The organism is Streptomyces sp. NPDC015032, assembly GCF_043080425.1.
Taxonomy (GTDB): domain Bacteria; phylum Actinomycetota; class Actinomycetes; order Streptomycetales; family Streptomycetaceae; genus Streptomyces.
The window spans coordinates 70,979-86,414 of sequence record NZ_JBIBVN010000019.1; the positions used below are offsets into that span (position 1 = coordinate 70,979).

General features: G+C 69.8%; 11 protein-coding genes. 3 read left to right on the forward strand and 8 right to left on the reverse strand.

What is annotated here, in order from left to right:
* Window positions 1–75 precede the first annotated feature (75 nt).
* Window positions 76–240, reverse strand: coding sequence for a 50S ribosomal protein L33 (rpmG, locus tag ACF08M_RS24875; protein ID WP_392187483.1), 165 nt, complete (start codon window positions 238–240; stop codon window positions 76–78).
* Window positions 241–662: 422 nt separating this feature from the next.
* On the opposite strand from rpmG, the gene ACF08M_RS24880 reads away from it, so the two are divergent.
* Window positions 663–2,105, forward strand: a complete 1,443-nt coding sequence (locus tag ACF08M_RS24880) for a PP2C family protein-serine/threonine phosphatase (RefSeq protein WP_392187484.1) — start codon at window positions 663–665, stop codon at window positions 2,103–2,105.
* 157 nt (window positions 2,106–2,262) lie between these two features.
* Here ACF08M_RS24880 and ACF08M_RS24885 read toward each other — a convergent pair whose 3' ends face one another.
* Entirely contained in the window at window positions 2,263–3,762 is a 1,500-nt protein-coding gene (locus ACF08M_RS24885; protein ID WP_392187485.1) for a hypothetical protein, read from the reverse strand.
* A 231-nt stretch (window positions 3,763–3,993) separates the two neighbouring features.
* Here ACF08M_RS24885 and ACF08M_RS24890 point away from each other — a divergent pair, with 231 nt between their 5' ends.
* Entirely contained in the window at window positions 3,994–5,130 is a 1,137-nt protein-coding gene (locus tag ACF08M_RS24890; RefSeq protein WP_392187486.1) for an aminoglycoside phosphotransferase family protein, read from the forward strand.
* Window positions 5,131–5,199: 69 nt separating this feature from the next.
* Here the strand turns inward: ACF08M_RS24890 and ACF08M_RS24895 are convergent, their stop codons facing one another.
* The 6 genes from ACF08M_RS24895 to ACF08M_RS24920 all read right to left on the reverse strand — a co-directional run bounded on the left by ACF08M_RS24895 (window position 5,200) and on the right by ACF08M_RS24920 (window position 13,955).
* A complete protein-coding gene (locus ACF08M_RS24895; protein ID WP_392187487.1) occupies window positions 5,200–8,295 on the reverse strand; it encodes a ThuA domain-containing protein in 3,096 nt (1,031 codons plus the stop codon).
* A 72-nt stretch (window positions 8,296–8,367) separates the two neighbouring features.
* A complete protein-coding gene (locus ACF08M_RS24900; RefSeq protein ID WP_392187541.1) occupies window positions 8,368–9,240 on the reverse strand; it encodes a sugar phosphate isomerase/epimerase family protein in 873 nt (290 codons plus the stop codon).
* The gene (locus ACF08M_RS24905; protein WP_392187488.1) at window positions 9,240–10,457 is read right to left on the reverse strand and encodes an ABC transporter substrate-binding protein; all 1,218 of its coding nucleotides are present in this window, start codon (window positions 10,455–10,457) and stop codon (window positions 9,240–9,242) included. Before ACF08M_RS24905 ends, ACF08M_RS24900 begins: the two co-directional genes overlap by 1 nt.
* Window positions 10,454–11,458, reverse strand: coding sequence for an ABC transporter permease (locus ACF08M_RS24910; protein ID WP_392187489.1), 1,005 nt, complete (start codon window positions 11,456–11,458; stop codon window positions 10,454–10,456). The genes ACF08M_RS24905 and ACF08M_RS24910 overlap by 4 nt, the downstream gene beginning before the upstream one ends.
* Complete coding sequence (locus ACF08M_RS24915) at window positions 11,455–12,471, reverse strand: ABC transporter permease (RefSeq protein ID WP_392187490.1); 1,017 nt, start codon at window positions 12,469–12,471, stop codon at window positions 11,455–11,457. Before ACF08M_RS24915 ends, ACF08M_RS24910 begins: the two co-directional genes overlap by 4 nt.
* Complete coding sequence (locus tag ACF08M_RS24920) at window positions 12,468–13,955, reverse strand: sugar ABC transporter ATP-binding protein (protein WP_392187491.1); 1,488 nt, start codon at window positions 13,953–13,955, stop codon at window positions 12,468–12,470. Before ACF08M_RS24920 ends, ACF08M_RS24915 begins: the two co-directional genes overlap by 4 nt.
* A gap of 165 nt (window positions 13,956–14,120) precedes the next feature.
* On the opposite strand from ACF08M_RS24920, the gene ACF08M_RS24925 reads away from it, so the two are divergent.
* Window positions 14,121–15,308: an ROK family protein gene (locus ACF08M_RS24925; RefSeq protein ID WP_392187492.1), complete on the forward strand. Its 1,188-nt coding sequence runs from the start codon at window positions 14,121–14,123 to the stop codon at window positions 15,306–15,308.
* Window positions 15,309–15,436: the final 128 nt, after the last annotated feature.

The window sequence follows — 15,436 nt, forward strand, 5'->3', positions numbered from 1 at the left end:
CGAACAGGCCCGGAAGCCCACCCCCGCGACACCGCCACGGAAGACCGCCGCGCGCGATCGGGGGCGGGCCGGGGGTCAGCGCTCCTCGCGGAAGAGGACGTGCCGCCCCGCAACGGCGTCGAACTTGCGCAGGACCAGCCGGTCGGGGTCGTTCCGGCGATTCTTGCGGGTCACATAACTCTGCCCCGTACCGGCCGTCGACCGAAGCGTCACGACGGGACGGGTCTCACTGCGGGCCATGGGCGCCTCCAGGCTTCCTTCTCGACCCCACACCCCCGATGGGAATGGGTATCGTTTTCGTTCCGATTCCTGCAACGCGAGGGGGCGCCACCGCATTCCCGCCCCCAGGGCACGGGCCGACGCGCACGCCGGAGCATCCACACATGGCAGCGACCTCACATATGTCCCCTCCGACCGGATGCGGAGCGCAGGAACGGCGCACGGGCGCGCAACCACCCGCACGCACCGGGTGACTTTCGTCAACGTCCGTCACCAGCAAGGCTGTTCGACGAATCAATGTCCCGCCCAGCCCGTGGCATATGCCAAAAGCAACAGCGTATCGAGTGTTGCCAAATCCCTTACGGCCCCCCGCAGCCTGTGCAACAGTCGTCTACGGTCCACCTCTCAGACCTGGTCGTGCCGCGCCTGTATCGGAGTACGAGATGCCGTCCCCTCGGTCCGCGGACCGCCCCGCCCCGCAGCCAGCCGAACGCGATGCCGTCGACGCCTTGATCAACAGGGCCCTCCGGCTGCGTGGCGATGTGGATGCCGTACGGCGGGACACGCTGCTGATCGATGAGGAAGACGCGCAGATGCGCTGGCAGCGCGCGCTCTGCGAGCTGGCGGTCCACCACCTCGACGATCTCGGCACACAGCTGGGGCAGCTGAAGGAGGGCCTTCCGCCGGAGACCTCGGAACAGGCCACGGAGGTTTTGGCACCGGGCGTCTCGGACGAGATCTCCGACCCTCCACCCGGTTCGCTCATCGGCAGGGTGGGCAGCGCCGAGTGGAATCTGCTGACCGACGAGGTCACCTGGTCCGAGGAACTGTTCCAGATCTTCGGCAGGTCCCCCGACGCGGGGCCCCTCTCGCTGGACGAACTCCCGTCCATGCTCCTTCCCGAGGACCAGTCCCTGCTCACCGCCCTGGTGACGAGCTGCCTGGTCGACGGACGGCCGATAGACGGCGAATTCCGCATCCTGCGGGCCGACGGCCGGATGCGGACGCTCCACATGATGGGCGAGCCCGTCCTCGACCCGGACGGGTGCACCGCCTCCATGTGGGCGGTCCTGCGCGACGTCAGCGAGCTGCGGCGCAGCCAGCAAGTGGTCCGCCGGAGCCGTGATTCCCTCCGGCGCCGCCGGCACGTGGCACGGACGGAGCACCGGATGGCGGTCGAACTCCAGGAGGCCGTGCTTCCCCCCTGGCGGGGCTCGCTGCAGTTGTCCTCGCGGGGAGCGGGCGCACTGGACGTCGCGGCCCACTATCTTCCGTCGGAGTCGAGTTCCCTGATCGGCGGTGACTGGTACGACGCGCTGGAGCTGCCGGACGGCAGGACCGTGCTCACGGTCGGTGATCTGACCGGCCACGGCATCCAGGCCACGTCGGCCATGGCGATGCTGCTGGGGGCACTGCGCGGGATGGCCGTGGCCGGCATCGAGCCGGGCGCCCTCATGGGGCATCTCAATCAGTTACTGGAATCCTCGGCCCAGCCCGCCCTCGGCAGTGCGGTGTGCTGTCGGTTCGATCCGTCCACCAGGACTCTCGTCTGGGCGCAGGCGGGGCACCCCGCACCGCTGTTGTTCCGCAACGGAGAGGGGCGCCCCCTGCTGCCACCGGACGGGGTGCTGCTCGGCGCGGCCTCCGGTGTCGCGTACGAGCAGGACGACGTGCACCTGATGCCCGGCGATGTGCTCGTGCTGCACACCGACGGACTGAACCGTCACAGCGACCGGGGTGCGGGCCCGGATGTGCTGCTCGCTCTCGCACCGCACTTCGCGCGGGCCCGTACGGCACAGGAGTGCGTACGGACGGTCGTCACGGAGTTCGGCGGCACCGAGCGCCTGGACGACGCGTGCGTGCTGATCGCCCGCATCGGGGCGTAGGACACAGCGAACACGCGTACGGAGGAGCGGTACGCAGGAGGGCAAACCCCTGCGGGTGCGGTGCTCGGACAACCGACGGCCCGAGAGCCGGTACTCCGACGGCAGTCGGTGGTGGGGCGGTTGTTGTTCGGCGCCCCGTCATCGCGGCGCCCTCGTGTCAGATCTCCGACGAGCGCCTGCGCTGCTTGATGATGGAGCTCTGCGGCAGGGAGAGCTGAATCTCCTCGCGCAGGTCCTCGATCTTCGCGTAGCCCGCGAACTGCCCCGTCAGCCGGTACATCTCGCGCAACCGGTCCCAGGTACGGTGTGAGGAGGTCTCCCCCATCGTCACCAGGGCGAGCCGTGCGTAGCGGTCGGCCTGCTCGGGGTCATCGGCGATGAAGCACGCCGAGGCGAGCGAGATGTAGTCGAAGATCTTGGACCGCTGCCGTCCATTGACTCGGAGCTCCAGAGCCTGCTTGGCATGGCGCTGAGCCACGATCGCCGCCGAGGGCTCATGCTCGGCGAGCGTACGGAACGCCAGGGCCTGCATGCCGTGCAGATCCGCCTCGTCGAACATCTGCATCCAACTGGGGGGCGGTACTTCGCTCTTGTCCGAGACGAAGAGTTCCTCGGCCCTGCCGAGCGTGCGCCGCATCGCCTGCCCCCGGCCCATGGACGCCTGTGCCCAGGCCTCGATGGTGTGCAGCATCGCCTGGGTGCGCGGCAGAACCATGTCGCCGAAACCCGACTTGGCGAGCTTCATCAGGTCCAGGGCGTCGTCGGGACGGCCCAGGTGGATCATCTGGCGGGCCGCCCTGGAGAGCGCCTCGCCCGCGCGCGGGCGGTCGCCGCCCTCACGCGCCGCGTGCGCCGCGATGACGAAGTACTTCTGGGCGGTGGGTTCGAGGCCGATGTCGTGGGACATCCACCCCGCGAGGACTGCGAGGTTGGCGGCGACGCCCCAGAGGCGGCGCTGAAGGTGCTCCGGGTGACGGTAGGCGAGCATGCCGCCCACCTCGTTCAGCTGGCCCACCACGGCCTTGCGCTGAAGTCCGCCGCCCCGGGACGCGTCCCAGGCGCGGAACACCTCGACGGACCGTTCGAGCGCCTCGATCTCCTCCGACCCGATGGGCGCGGCCTCGTACCGGTCGAAACCAGCGGGGTCTGCGTGCAACGGGTCATCGATCCGTGGGGCATCGGCCGCCAGCACAGGGTCGGTGTGCAGCCAGTCGTGCATGGGTCCGGTGATGGTCGATCCTGCGGCGAGCGCGGCGCCCGCGCTCACCAAGCCGCGTCGGTTGAGCATGAGGTCCATTCCCGTGAATTCGGTGAGGACCGCTGCCGTCCGTTCGGGCGCCCACGGCAGTCCGTCGGGGTTGTTCTCCGTCCCGACCTCTCGCCGTTTCCCCACACGCCCGCGCCGGCCGAACCCGAGGTCCTCGATGGTCACGACACGACCGAGCCGCTCGGTGAACAGGGCAGCCAGCACCTTGGGCACGGGATCGCGGGGGGACTCCCCCATGTCGATCCAACGCCTCACCCGCGAGGTGTCGGTGGCCAGCTGCGGGTGGCCCAGGGCCGCCGCCTGCCGGTTCACCAGTCTCGCGAGTTCGCCCTTGGACCAGCCGGCGAGGCCGAACAGGTCGGACAGGCGGGTGTTGGGTTCTCCGGTCACGTCAAGCCCCCAGGTTCTCGGCTGTGTTGACAGTAGCCCCCTGTCAGACCCCTTGCGACTATTCGCCAGGGTTCGCCAGGGTGCGCCAGATGGTCTGCCACCCGCGCGCCGATGTCAGGTAGGAAAGCGCCACCCCGTCCGGCAGCCCTAGGTACTCCCCAGGGTGCCGAACGGCCGCCGGCCGGGGCGGTGCACGCAACTTGTCGGCGTGCGAAGGGATCTGTCTCGCCCATGTACACAGCATCGTCCTCCGTGACCGCCCCGCCCCGGCCACTCCGCCCCCTGGGGGCGGGCGGCGGGCCGTACCTCGCTCCGCATGCCGCTCCCCCGGCTCCCGGCACGGTCCGGCCGCGGCGGCCGACGGGGCTGGGCGGCCCCCAGCTCAGCGGACGACTGGACCTCTCCGGCCCGCAGGGCGCTCAGCTGAGGATGGCGATCGCCTCGGTACACCGGATCTGCCCGGAGTTCAACCCGGTGCAGGTGCTGCGCCGCAGCGGCCGTTCCGTGCTCCTCGTCGGCTCCACCGGGCGCGCGACCGCGGTCGCCAAGTGTCTGCTGGACCACTCGCCCGCGTGGTCGGAGCGGTTCCGTCACGAAATAGCTGCATACCGTGCGTTCGTCCGGCACCGCCCGCCCGTGCGGGTGCCTCGGCTCATCGCCGCCGACCCGGAGAACTGCACGCTGGTGATCGAGCGGATGCCCGGACGGGTGGCGGCACTCACCCGCCATCCGTCGGAGGCTCCGCCCCGTGCCGACGTGCGGGCCGCGCTCGGCGCGATCAGCCGGGTCAATGCCTGGAGGCCGGCTCCGGGGCTCTTCGACGCACCGCTGGACTACGCCTCCCGGATCTCCCGGTACCACGAGCTGGGGCTCTTCACCGACCGCGATCTGGGCGATCTGCAGAAGCTGCTGCACGGTCTGGCTCATGCCGGCGGTCGTCAGGCCATGGGGCAGTTCTGTCACGGTGACGCACTGCTCTCGAACATCCTGCTGTCGCCCACGGGTCCGGTGCTGGTGGACTGGGAGCACGCGGGCTGGTACCTGCCGGGCTACGACCTGGCGACGCTGTGGACGGTCCTGGGCGATGCACCGGCGGCGCGGCGTCAGATCAGCCAGCTGGCCCAGGCCAAGGGGCCGGCGCAGCGGGACGCGTTCCTGGTGAACCTGATGCTGGTACTGACCCGGGAGATCCGTACGTACGAGACGGCTGTCCAGCGGGCCATGCGTGAACCGGTGCCCGTGGGCGCCGGCAAGGACCGCCCCGGTGCGCTGTCGTCGAGCGAGGAGCAGCGGCTGCTGCTGCGTCGGCTGCACGACGACTGCGCGATGGCCCGCCGGGCCGTCCGTGCCGCGGTCGGCACTCGCTGACCCTGCCGGGGGGATGCGCGCTGCGGGGCCGGTGCCGACACACCGGTCCCGCAGCGCGCCGATGCGCTGTCAGGGGCTCGCGAAGTCGACCGCGTCCACGTCGAACGAGTTGTCCTGCGGGGACGTGAAGACGAGGTACAGCTGATGGGTGCCCTTCAGCTCCCGGACCGGCACGGCCGGGGTTGCCTGGTAGTTGTCCCAGCCCCCCGTATGAGGAACCGGGGTGGTGGCGAGCAGCGGGCCGTCGGGGGCGTCCGCGCGCAGTTCGATCGCGCCGACGCCGTACGGTGAGGACAGCCGGTATCCGACCGTGCCGATGCCTTCGACGCTCATCGGGTCGAAGGCGACCCAGTCTCCGTTGGACACGTCTCCGATCCGTTTGCCGTTCTCGGCTCCTTCCTGGGCGACGATCCGAGTGCCGGACTGGGCATCGAAGTACTCCGCCTGTTTGTGCTTCGGCTGGAGCACGGCGCGGCCGTATCCGGTGAGGGCCGAGACGCCGTCGCCGCCCCGGTCGGTGTACTTGGCGTTGAGTACGTAGGTCAGGTCCGCGCCTTCGGGGTGACCGCCGAGGTCACCGGTGTCCACGGTTCCTTCGCAGCCGGGGATGTCGGTGGTGGGATGTTCGTGGTCGTCGTGTCCCAGCGCCGGGTTGACGGTGACCTCGGAGCAGTCGACCGGGCCGTCCTCGGGGTCGGTGACCGTGACCTTGTACGGGATCTTGTCGCCGAACTCGATGAGCTTGCCGCTGACCGGGAAATCGATGGTCACCTCGGGTGCGGTGTTCCCGGCGGTGACGGGGATGTTGGCGTAGCCGGACTTGCCGGTGGAGTCGGTGACCTTGAGCTGGGCGGCGAAGTCACCCTTGACCGTGTAGGTGTGGCTGGGGTTCGCTTCGGTGGAGTCGTACGTGCCGTCACCGTCGAAGTCCCAGGCGTAGCTGAGTGTGTCACCATCGGGGTCGTTGCTGCCGTCGCCGGAGAAGTCGACCTTCAGCGGTACGGGTCCGTCGGTGGCGGAGGCTGCGGCCTTGGCGACCGGTGCGCGCTGTCCTTGCGCGTAGTCGATGCGGTAGAGCCCGGAGTCGTTGTTGCCACCGCCGAAGGAGCTGCCCCATTCGAGGACGTAGAGCGAGCCGTCGGGGCCGAACGTCATGTCCATCGGTTTGTTGAACTTCTGGGAGGAGAGGAAGTCATTGATCTTCAGGACCTTCTGGTCCCTGTCGAAGCGGACTTCCTTGACGAAGTCGCGCGTCCACTCGTAGAAGAAGCTCGCGCCCTCGAAGTAGGCGGGGAACTTCGTGGTGGACGGGTTCTTCGCGTCGTAGTGGTAGACGGGGCCGCTCATCGGGCCCGAGCCGCCGCTGCCGACTTCGGGAAACTCCTTCGACTCCCCGTAGCCGTACCAGATCTCCGGCTGCTGGATCGGCGGGAGTTCGGTCAGACCGGTGTTGTTGGGTGAGGGATTGACGGGGTTGGCGCAGTCGAACTTGGGGCCGACTTCCTTGGTGTCGGGGTTGTAGGGGGCGTATGCCTGGTTGTTGCCGTGGCAGAACGGCCAGCCGAAGTTGCCGGCCTTCTTGATGACGTTGTACTCGACGAGGCCTTCCGGCCCGCGGTCGGTGGTGGGCAGTCCGCGGTCGGGGCCGTAGTCGGAGGCGTGGACGTACCCGGTCCTCGGGTCGACGGTGAAGCGGAACGGATTGCGGAATCCCATCGCGTAGATCTCGGGGCGGGTCTTGGCGGTTCCCGGGGCGAAGAGGTTGCCCCGGGGAATCGTGTAGCCGCCGGAGTCCTTCGGTTTGATGCGCAGGATCTTGCCGCGCAGGTCGTTGGTGTTGCCCGCGGTGCGGGCGGCGTCCAGCATCTGCTTGCCCTCGCGCCAGTCGAGCGGGGCGTAGCCCTGCCAGTTCGGGTCGAGGTTGGGCGGGGTGTCGTCGCCGACGCCGAGGTAGAGCGTGCGGCCGGGACCGAACTCGACGGCGCCACCGGTGTGTCCGGGCTCGGGGAAGCTGCGGTCACGGTAGGCGGGGACGTCGAGGAGCTTCGTCTCGCTGGTGCGGTCGAGGGCGTTGCCCTTGACCGTGAAGCGGGAGAGCCGGTTGACGTCCTCGGTGGCGCCCGTGGGGGCGTAGTAGAGGTAGATCCAGTGGTTCTTCCTGAAGTCCGGGTCGAGTTCCATGCCGACCAGGCCGTCCTCGCCGCCGGTGTAGACGTCGAGTTTTCCTGCGGTGGTGGTGGCGTGGGTCGCCGGGTCGTAGATGTTCACTTCGCCACTGCGCTGGATGTAGAAGACGCGGCCGTCCGCGGCGACGTCGAGTTCCATCGGGTCGGCGGTGTTGTCGTCGAGGGTGACCTTCTCGTAACCGCTCCAGACGGTGCCGCCGCAGTCGCCGGGTTTGTTGCCGGCGGCCCATTCGACGCCGCCGAGGACATGGCTGCGGAAGGCGGCTTCGCTGTACGAGGCGGTGTCGTGGCCCATGGCGGTGGCCCAGACCCTGCCGCCCTCGGTGTTGCGGCACCAGGAGATGGGGTGGTCGGCGCCCATGGCGGAGCTGCCGGGGTTGTACGTGGTTTCGTCCGCGGTGACCAGGACGTGGACGTCGCCCCGGGGGTTCCGGTCGAAGTTGTACCACTCCTCGGGGCGCTCCCAGCGTTCCGGGAGTCCTGCGGTGGAGGGGTGGACGCGGTCGGCGACCTTGGCGGTGCCCTGGAGGACTCCGGGTGAGTGGGCGGGCATGTGGACGCCGCCGTTGATGGCCTCGTCCCACCAGGGAAAGGTGTCCTCGATGCCCATGTCGAGAGTGTTGTGGATGGCGACGACGCCACCGCCGCCTCGTACGTAGGCCTGCATCGCTTCGCGCTGGGCGTCGGTGTCCCAGACCATGCCGGAGTTCTGCAGCATGACGATGACGTCGAAGTCCTTGAGCTTCGCCGTGTCGAAGACCGCGGGGTCGGCGGTCTCGACGACGTCGAAGTTGTCGGCGGCCGCCTCCTCCTTGAACATCTGGATGCCGGCGGGGATGGATCCGTGCACATAGCCGACGGCGCGGGTGAAGAGCAGGGCGCGGAAGGCGGGAGCCTTGCCATGGGTGGCCGCGGTCGCGGGCAGCGTGGTCAGCGCGAGCAGCAGTGCGCCGGCCAGTGCGATGAGCATGTGGCGCATGTCGCGAGCATGACAGCGCAATCGTTGACGGCTCACGTGTGGGTCCTCTCTGCGGGTCGTGGACGAACGGGGTCAGGGGGTGGCGCCGAGGGCGCGGCGCAGAAAGGCCAGGCCGTCGGTCGCGATGGTGTCCTGGGTTTCGGCGAGCGGCCGCCAGACCGAGGCCGCGACCGCGATGGCGTCGTTGTGCGCGGTGAACGATTCGATGCAGAGCGGTCCGCGGTAGCCGCTCGTGGTGAGCGCGGCCAGGAAGCCGGGCCAGTCGAGGGCGTCGGCGCCGGGGGTGCCCCGGTCGTTGGCGCACACCTGCACGTGGACGATGCGGCCCGCGGCGCGGCGTACCGCGTCGGGCAGGGAACGTTCCTCGATGTTCTGGTGGTACACGTCGAGCGCGAGGCCGATGGTGTCCTCGGGGAGTCCGGTCAGTGCTTCGAGGGTCTGGTCGACGGTGTTGAGCAGACTCGTCTCGTACCGGTTGAGGGGTTCCACCGCGATGCGCACTCCGTCGGCGTGTGCATGGTCGAGGACCGGGGCGAGGTTCTCCCGTAACTCCTCGTAGGACGCGACGCGTTCGGCGCGGCTCATCCGCCAGGTGCGGCCGACCGCCGTGTAGACGGGTCCGGCTACGGCGCGGGCGTTCAGGACCCTGGCCGCGTCGATACAGCGGTGCAAGTAGTCCTGGGTATCCCGGACGGTGCGTGGATCGGCGCGGATCAGATTGCGGTGGGGCGGCATGACGGCGATCACCGCGGCAGGGAACAGCCCGGACGCGCCGAGGAGCCTGGCGACGGGTGCAGGGGCCCAGTCCCGTTCGTTCTCCAGCGGGATCTCGACGCAGTCGAAGCCCCACCCGGACAGGTGCGGCAGGACGTCCCGGAGCGCTTCGTACGTCACCGGCGAGTGCCAGATCCACGGATTCGCGCCGAGCGGGAATGTGGGGGCGATCACTTCTCGCCTCCCCACTTCTCCGGGAAACCGGGAAGGTTCTCGCACCCGCACATCGCGTAGTGCAGGGGCGGCATGCCGGGTTCGAGATACTGGTCGAGACTGTCCTGGGTGACGGTGGGCTGCGGAAGCTTCCACTCCTTCGGCACCTGCTCGCCCTTCAGGATCTTCAGCGCGGCGATGACGGGCGTTCGCCACTGGAAGGTGGGGTACGACGGGGCGATCGCGGTGAGCTTCTTCTCCTTCCATGCCTGGAGGAAGTCCTGCTGGTCCTCGCCGGTAATGGGCGGTACGTCCTTGCCGGCGTCCTCGAAGGCTTCAACGGCGGCGACGGAGGTCGCTCCGGAGTCCATCCAGACGCCGTCGATGGCGCCGTTGCGGGTGATCGCGTCGGTGACGACCGCCTTCGTCCTGGCGGGGTCGCCGTCGGTGAACTTCACGTCCACGACGTCGAGTTCACTCTTGTCCAGCGCGAGTTTCGCCGCCGACCAGCGGGTCTCCAGCACATCGACGCCGGGGGAGATCCGCAGGGCGAGGATCTTCCCTCCGGGTTTCACCTTCTCCACGAGGAAGTCGGCGGCGACCGCCCCGTATCCGTAACCGCCGATCGGGTTGATGAAGGTGACGGCGCAATCCGTCTCGACGCCCCGGTCGAAAACGATCACGGGCACCTTTCCGCAGGCCTGCTCGACCGCGGGGGTGAGCGTGGCCGTGGTGTTCGGCGAGACGATCAGTGCGTCGCACCCCCGGCCGGAGAGCTCCTGGACGTCGGAGATCTGTTTGTCGTCCTTGCCCTGCGCGTCGAGCACGGTGAAGTCGGTGATCTCCTTGTGGAGTCCGACTTCTGCCCGCATGTTCTTCAGACCGACCTGGCGCCAGGGGTTGAAGACTCCGGCATTGGAGAAACAGAGGTGGATTCCGCCGGAGCCGTTCTTCTTCCTGTACTGCGTGGTGTCGACGAGCCGTGGCCGCAGCATCTGCTCCCACGGCCTACCGGCCGGGCCCTGCGGCGTCTCCTCGGCCAGGGCCAGCTGCCGGTCGTACTCGGCGCGGTCGAAGAACGTCGACTGCTTTCCGGCACCCGGGTCGCCCGCGGTGCCGCTCGCCGCTCCGGTGGGAGCATCGGGCGGGACATCGCTCGTGCAGCCGGCGAGCAGGGCCGCGCCGAGCAGGGCTGCGAGGGGCACGAGGACGTGCCGGATCCTTCGCGTACTCATGAGGTTTTCGCTCCTGGGGGCTCGGTGCCGCGGCGGCGCGGCCGGGACCAGTCGGCTGCGCCGAGGGCGACGGCGGCGATGACAATGACGCCTTGCACGGTCGACTCCAGGGCACCGGAGACGCCCTGGAGGTTGAGCAGGGTGAACAGCGCCTGGAGCGAGAAGGCTCCGGCCATCGCCGCGACGACGGAACCGCGTCCGCCGCCGAGCACCACGCCCCCCAGGACGACGGCGGTGATCGCCTCGAACTCGTAGCCCCGGCCGGCCTGCGCCGAGACTCCGGAGAACCCGCCGACGAGTACGGCGGCGAGCGCGGCCGCAACGCCGGAGAGGACGAAGGCGACGGTGCGGACGCGCACGACCCGGACCCCGGCCAGGGCCGCTGCGCGTGCGCTGTCGCCGGTCGCGAGGAGCGTACGTCCGAAGTCGGAACGCATCAGCCGTACGGCGAGGAAACCCACGAGGACGCAGACGAGGACGGCCCAGGGCAGCCGGCCGAAGGCCGTGCCGCGTCCGAGCCCGCGGAAGGCCGCGGGCAGCGCGCCGTGCGGGGAACCGCCGGTCCAGAAGAAGACGGCACCTTCGAGGATCAGCATCATGCCGAGCGTGGTGATGAACGACGGCACGCGCAGCAGGGTGGTGATCAGCCCGCTGACGAGACCGGTGAGGGCTCCGCCGAGCAGCAGGACCACGGTGACGAGCGGCCAGGGCGCGCCCGGGAACGAGCCGTACAGTTCGGCGGCGACGACCACTCCGGCCGTGACGATCGCTCCGACGGACAGGTCGAACTCGCCGCAGACGATGACCAGGTACTGACCCGCGGCGAGGATGACGAGGGGGGCGGCGCGCTTGACGAAGGCGAGGAAACGGTCGGGCTCGTAGAAGCCCGGATCGGTGAGGGCGAGTGCGGCGAGGAGCACCACGAGCAGGACGTAGACGGGTGTGCCGGTGGTGAGGACGCGAAGGACGCGGCGGCGGGCGGGGGTCTGTGCGGTGGTCATGCGGTCCTCTCCCGCGGGGTGCGGCGGCCTCGCGCGTAGAGGGCGACGGCCGCGATGATGACGACGCCCCGGACGACGTTCTTGAAGAACGGGTCGACGGCGAGCTGGTTGAAGACGCTGTCGAGCACGGCGAGGACGAGGACCCCGCCGAGGGTGCCCGCCACTCCCCCGCGGCCCCCGGCAAGCGCGGTGCCGCCGAGTACGACGGCGGCGATGGACTCCAGGTCGTACCGGGCCTCCGTGCCGGCCCAGGGCGCTCCGGCGCCGAGCCGGGACGCGAGGAAGAGGGCCGCGGCGCCGGCGCAGAGTGAGCACAGGATGTGGGCGGTGACGACGGTGCGCCGGGTACGGACTCCGGAGAGCCGGGCGGCGTGCTCGTCGCCGCCGGTCGCGTACATGTGATGGCCGAGCCGGGTGCGGCGGGTGATCAGCCAGAGGGCGGCGGCGACCGCGAGGAGCAGGAGGAGCGAGACGGGAACGGGCCCGATCCGGTCGTAGCCGAGGTGCTGGAAGGAGGCGGGGACCTTGCCCGCGGGGCCGGTGTAGTTGTCCTCGATCCAGCCCCGCAGGATGAAGGCGGTGCCGAGGGTGGCGATGAACGCGTTGACCTTGAGGCCGGTGACGATCAGTCCGTTGGCGAGTCCGACGGCGGTGCTGAGCGCCAGGACGGCGAGGACCGCCGGGAGGACGCCGTCGCTCTCCATCGTCTCCGCTGCGACGAGGGTGCCCAGGCTGATGAGGTGGGCGACGGACAGATCCAGCGATCCGGTGAGGATGACGGCGGACTGGCCGACGGCAACGAGTCCGAGGGCGACGCAGTTCTGCAGGATCGTCACCACGTTGGTGACGGTGAGGAAGTCCCCGCCGCGGGCCGCGACGACGATCCAGCCGAGAACGGCGACGGCGAGGGCGGCGAGCCAGACTCCGGCCACGGGGCCGGGGCGGCGCAGCCCGGCAGTCCGTCCCGGGCCGGTGCGGGGCCGGGTCCTCGGGCCGGTCCGGAGTGTGGTCATGCGGCTCCCTCCCGCGCGCGGTCGCCGCCGGTGGCGATGTGCATGACGGCCTCTTCCGAGGCGCCGGCGGGGAGTTCGCCGGCCAGGCGTCCTTCCGACATGACGAGCACGCGGTCGCTCATGCCGATCAGCTCGGACAGTTCGGAGGAGACGATGAGCACGGCGAGGCCCTCGCGTGCCAGTTCCCGCACGAGGGTGTGGATGGCAGCCTTGGCGCCGACATCGACGCCGCGGGTCGGTTCGTCGAAGAGGAGCACCCGGGGGCGGGCGGCGAGCCACTTGGCGATGACGACCTTCTGCTGATTGCCGCCGGACAGGTACTGGACCTGCTGGTTGCCGCCGTGCGCGCGGAGGCGTACGCGTTCCAGCAGCGCGGTCACGTCGCGGCCGGTGGGCGGTGTGCCGCGGGAGGGCACGGCCCGGGTCACGAGCAGCGCGTTGTCGGTCACGGACTGGCGCAGGGCGAGGCCCTCGGCCTTGCGGTCCTCGGTGACCAGGGCGATTCCGGCCCGGACCGCGTCGCGAGGGCGGGCCGGGCGCAGGGGTCTTCCGTCGACGGTCATGGTGCCCGTGGTGAAGGGGTCGGCGCCGAAGAGGGCGCGGGCGAGGGAGGTGCGTCCCGATCCCTGGAGACCGGCGAGGCCGACGACCTCGCCGGCCCGCAGGGTCAGGTCGATGCCGGAGATCCGGGCGTTGCCGCCGCCAGTGACGGTGAGCCTCTCGGCACCCGTCTCGCCCGGTCGGGCCCTGGGCGGGTAGTAGGCGCCGAGCTCCCGTCCGACCATGGCGCGTACGACCGTGTCGGCGTCGGTATCACGCGTGGTGAGCGTGGCTACGCGGCGGCCGTCCTTGAGGACTGTGATGCGCCGCGACAGCGCGAAGACCTCGCGGAGCCGGTGCGAGATGTAGAGGATGCCGATCCCGCGGGTGGTCAAGCGACGTATGAGCGAGGCGAGTTGTTCGGCCTCGTGGCCGGCGAGCGCGGCGGTGGGTTCGTCCATCACCAGGATCCGGACATCGGATGCGAGGGCCTTGACGATCTCCACGGTCTGCATGCGTGCGACCGACAGCTCATGGACGGGGGTCCGGGGGGTGATACCGGTCTCGTCGAGCTCGGCGAGGAGTTCGGCGGTGCGCCGTTCCATGACACGCCGGTCGACAAGTCCGTACCGGGTCGGTTCGCGGCCGAGGAAGACGTTCTCGGCGACGGTGCGGTGCGGGAGGAGCGCGAACTCCTGGTGGATGATGCCGATTCCGGCAGCCTGGGCCTGCGCCGGATGGCTGAAGGAGTACGTGGTTCCGTCGATGCTGAGGGTCCCCTCGTCGGGTAAGTGCTCGCCCGCGAGGATCTTCATCAGGGTCGACTTCCCCGCGCCGTTCTCCCCCACCAGCGCGTGCACTTCTCCGGCCTCGAGGTCGAGCCCCACCTCGTGGAGCACACGCACTCCGAAGAAGCTCTTGGACACACCGTGCATCGTCAGCATCGAATGACTCCTCGCTCAGCGGTCTGCAGAGCAGAGTCGTGACACACCTTAGGACTGTCAAGGACTCAAGCACGTTTATTTTCAAGCGACTTGACCTGAACTTATGCCGATGACCGAACGCGGTACGCCTTGTGAGCAGCAAAAGTCGTCCTTAGGGTGACTGTCATGTCTTCGCCGCCGGATCGCACATCCGCTGCCGCCTCGCACTCGCCCGGCGAGGTCCTCGCGTTGATCAGTTCAGGGGCGGTGGCGACCCGTGCCGACATCGCCCGGATCACCGGGATGGCCCGTTCGACGGTCTCCCAGCGGGTGGACGCGCTGATCGCGCACGGTCTCGTCGACGAGGACGCCGACGGCGGTTCCACCGGCGGCCGCCCGCCGCGCCGGCTGGCGCTGCGCACCCGTGAACACACGGTGGCCGGGGTGGATCTGGGGGCCTCGCACTGCCGGGTGGCACTGATGGACATCGGCGGTTCCACCCTGGCGGTGCAGGAGGAGCCGCTGTCGATCGGTGACGGCCCGGACTCCGTGCTGCGGCATGTGGAGCGGACGGTACGCGCCCTGCTCAAGGAGGCGCATCAGGAGCCCGAAACGTTGCGGCGCATCGGCGTGGGCGTGCCGGGCCCGGTGGAGTTCTCCACCGGGCGTCCCGTCGATCCGCCGATCATGCCGGGCTGGCACCAGTACCCGATCCCGGAGTTCTTCGCCGCCCGGTTCGGCGTGCGGGCGCTCGTCGACAATGATGTGAACGTGATGGCGCTGGCCGAGCAGCGCCGCGCCTTCCCGGGCTGTCGTTACCTGTTGTACATCAAGGTCGGCACGGGGATCGGCTGCGGGATCGTCGCCGACGGGCAGCTGCACCGGGGTGCGCAGGGATGCGCGGGCGACATCGGCCACATCCGGGTGGCGGATCTGGACGACCCGTGCCGGTGCGGCAATTCGGGTTGTCTGGAGGCGGTCGCGGGCGGTGCGTCACTGGCGGCGAAGCTGGTCGGCCTGGGCCTGGACGCGGCGTCGGGCAGTGATGTGGTGCGGCTGGTGCAGTCCGGGAACCGGGACGCGGTGCGGATGGTTCGCGAGGCGGGCCGGGCGGTCGGCGAGGTTCTCGCCGGGCTGGTGAATTTCTTCAACCCGGACACGGTGGTGATGGGGGGTGCGCTGGCCGCCGTCCACGACCAGCTGCTCGCGGGGGTACGGGAGGCGGTCTACCGACGCTCGCATCCGCTGGCCACGCAACTGTTGCGGATCGAGCCGAGCCGTACGGGTGAGAACGCGGCCGCGGTGGGGGCGGGCATCCTCGCGATCGAGCACGCGCTCTCTCCCGCACAGGTGAACCGGCAGGTGGCGGGCTGATCCCGGGTGCCCCTGCGCACACGGACGCCGTTGGCGGAGGGGCACGGATCACGCGTTCACACCGTCACGGGTTCGCGCCGGGATCATCAGGCCCCGTCGGGAACGCCATGGCAACGCCCGCGGCAGGT

Excerpts from the sequence above, each read along its gene's own strand:
- ACF08M_RS24925 (WP_392187492.1), top strand. The coding sequence starts at position 14,121 with ATGTCTTCGCCGCCGGATCGCACATCCGCTGCCGCCTCGCACTCGCCC.
- ACF08M_RS24895 (WP_392187487.1), bottom strand. The coding sequence starts at position 8,295 with ATGCGCCACATGCTCATCGCACTGGCCGGCGCACTGCTGCTCGCGCTG.
- ACF08M_RS24920 (WP_392187491.1), bottom strand. The coding sequence starts at position 13,955 with ATGCTGACGATGCACGGTGTGTCCAAGAGCTTCTTCGGAGTGCGTGTG.
- rpmG (WP_392187483.1), bottom strand. The coding sequence starts at position 240 with ATGGCCCGCAGTGAGACCCGTCCCGTCGTGACGCTTCGGTCGACGGCC.
- ACF08M_RS24890 (WP_392187486.1), top strand. The coding sequence starts at position 3,994 with ATGTACACAGCATCGTCCTCCGTGACCGCCCCGCCCCGGCCACTCCGC.
- ACF08M_RS24910 (WP_392187489.1), bottom strand. The coding sequence starts at position 11,458 with ATGACCACCGCACAGACCCCCGCCCGCCGCCGCGTCCTTCGCGTCCTC.
- ACF08M_RS24905 (WP_392187488.1), bottom strand. The coding sequence starts at position 10,457 with ATGAGTACGCGAAGGATCCGGCACGTCCTCGTGCCCCTCGCAGCCCTG.
- ACF08M_RS24915 (WP_392187490.1), bottom strand. The coding sequence starts at position 12,471 with ATGACCACACTCCGGACCGGCCCGAGGACCCGGCCCCGCACCGGCCCG.
- ACF08M_RS24880 (WP_392187484.1), top strand. The coding sequence starts at position 663 with ATGCCGTCCCCTCGGTCCGCGGACCGCCCCGCCCCGCAGCCAGCCGAA.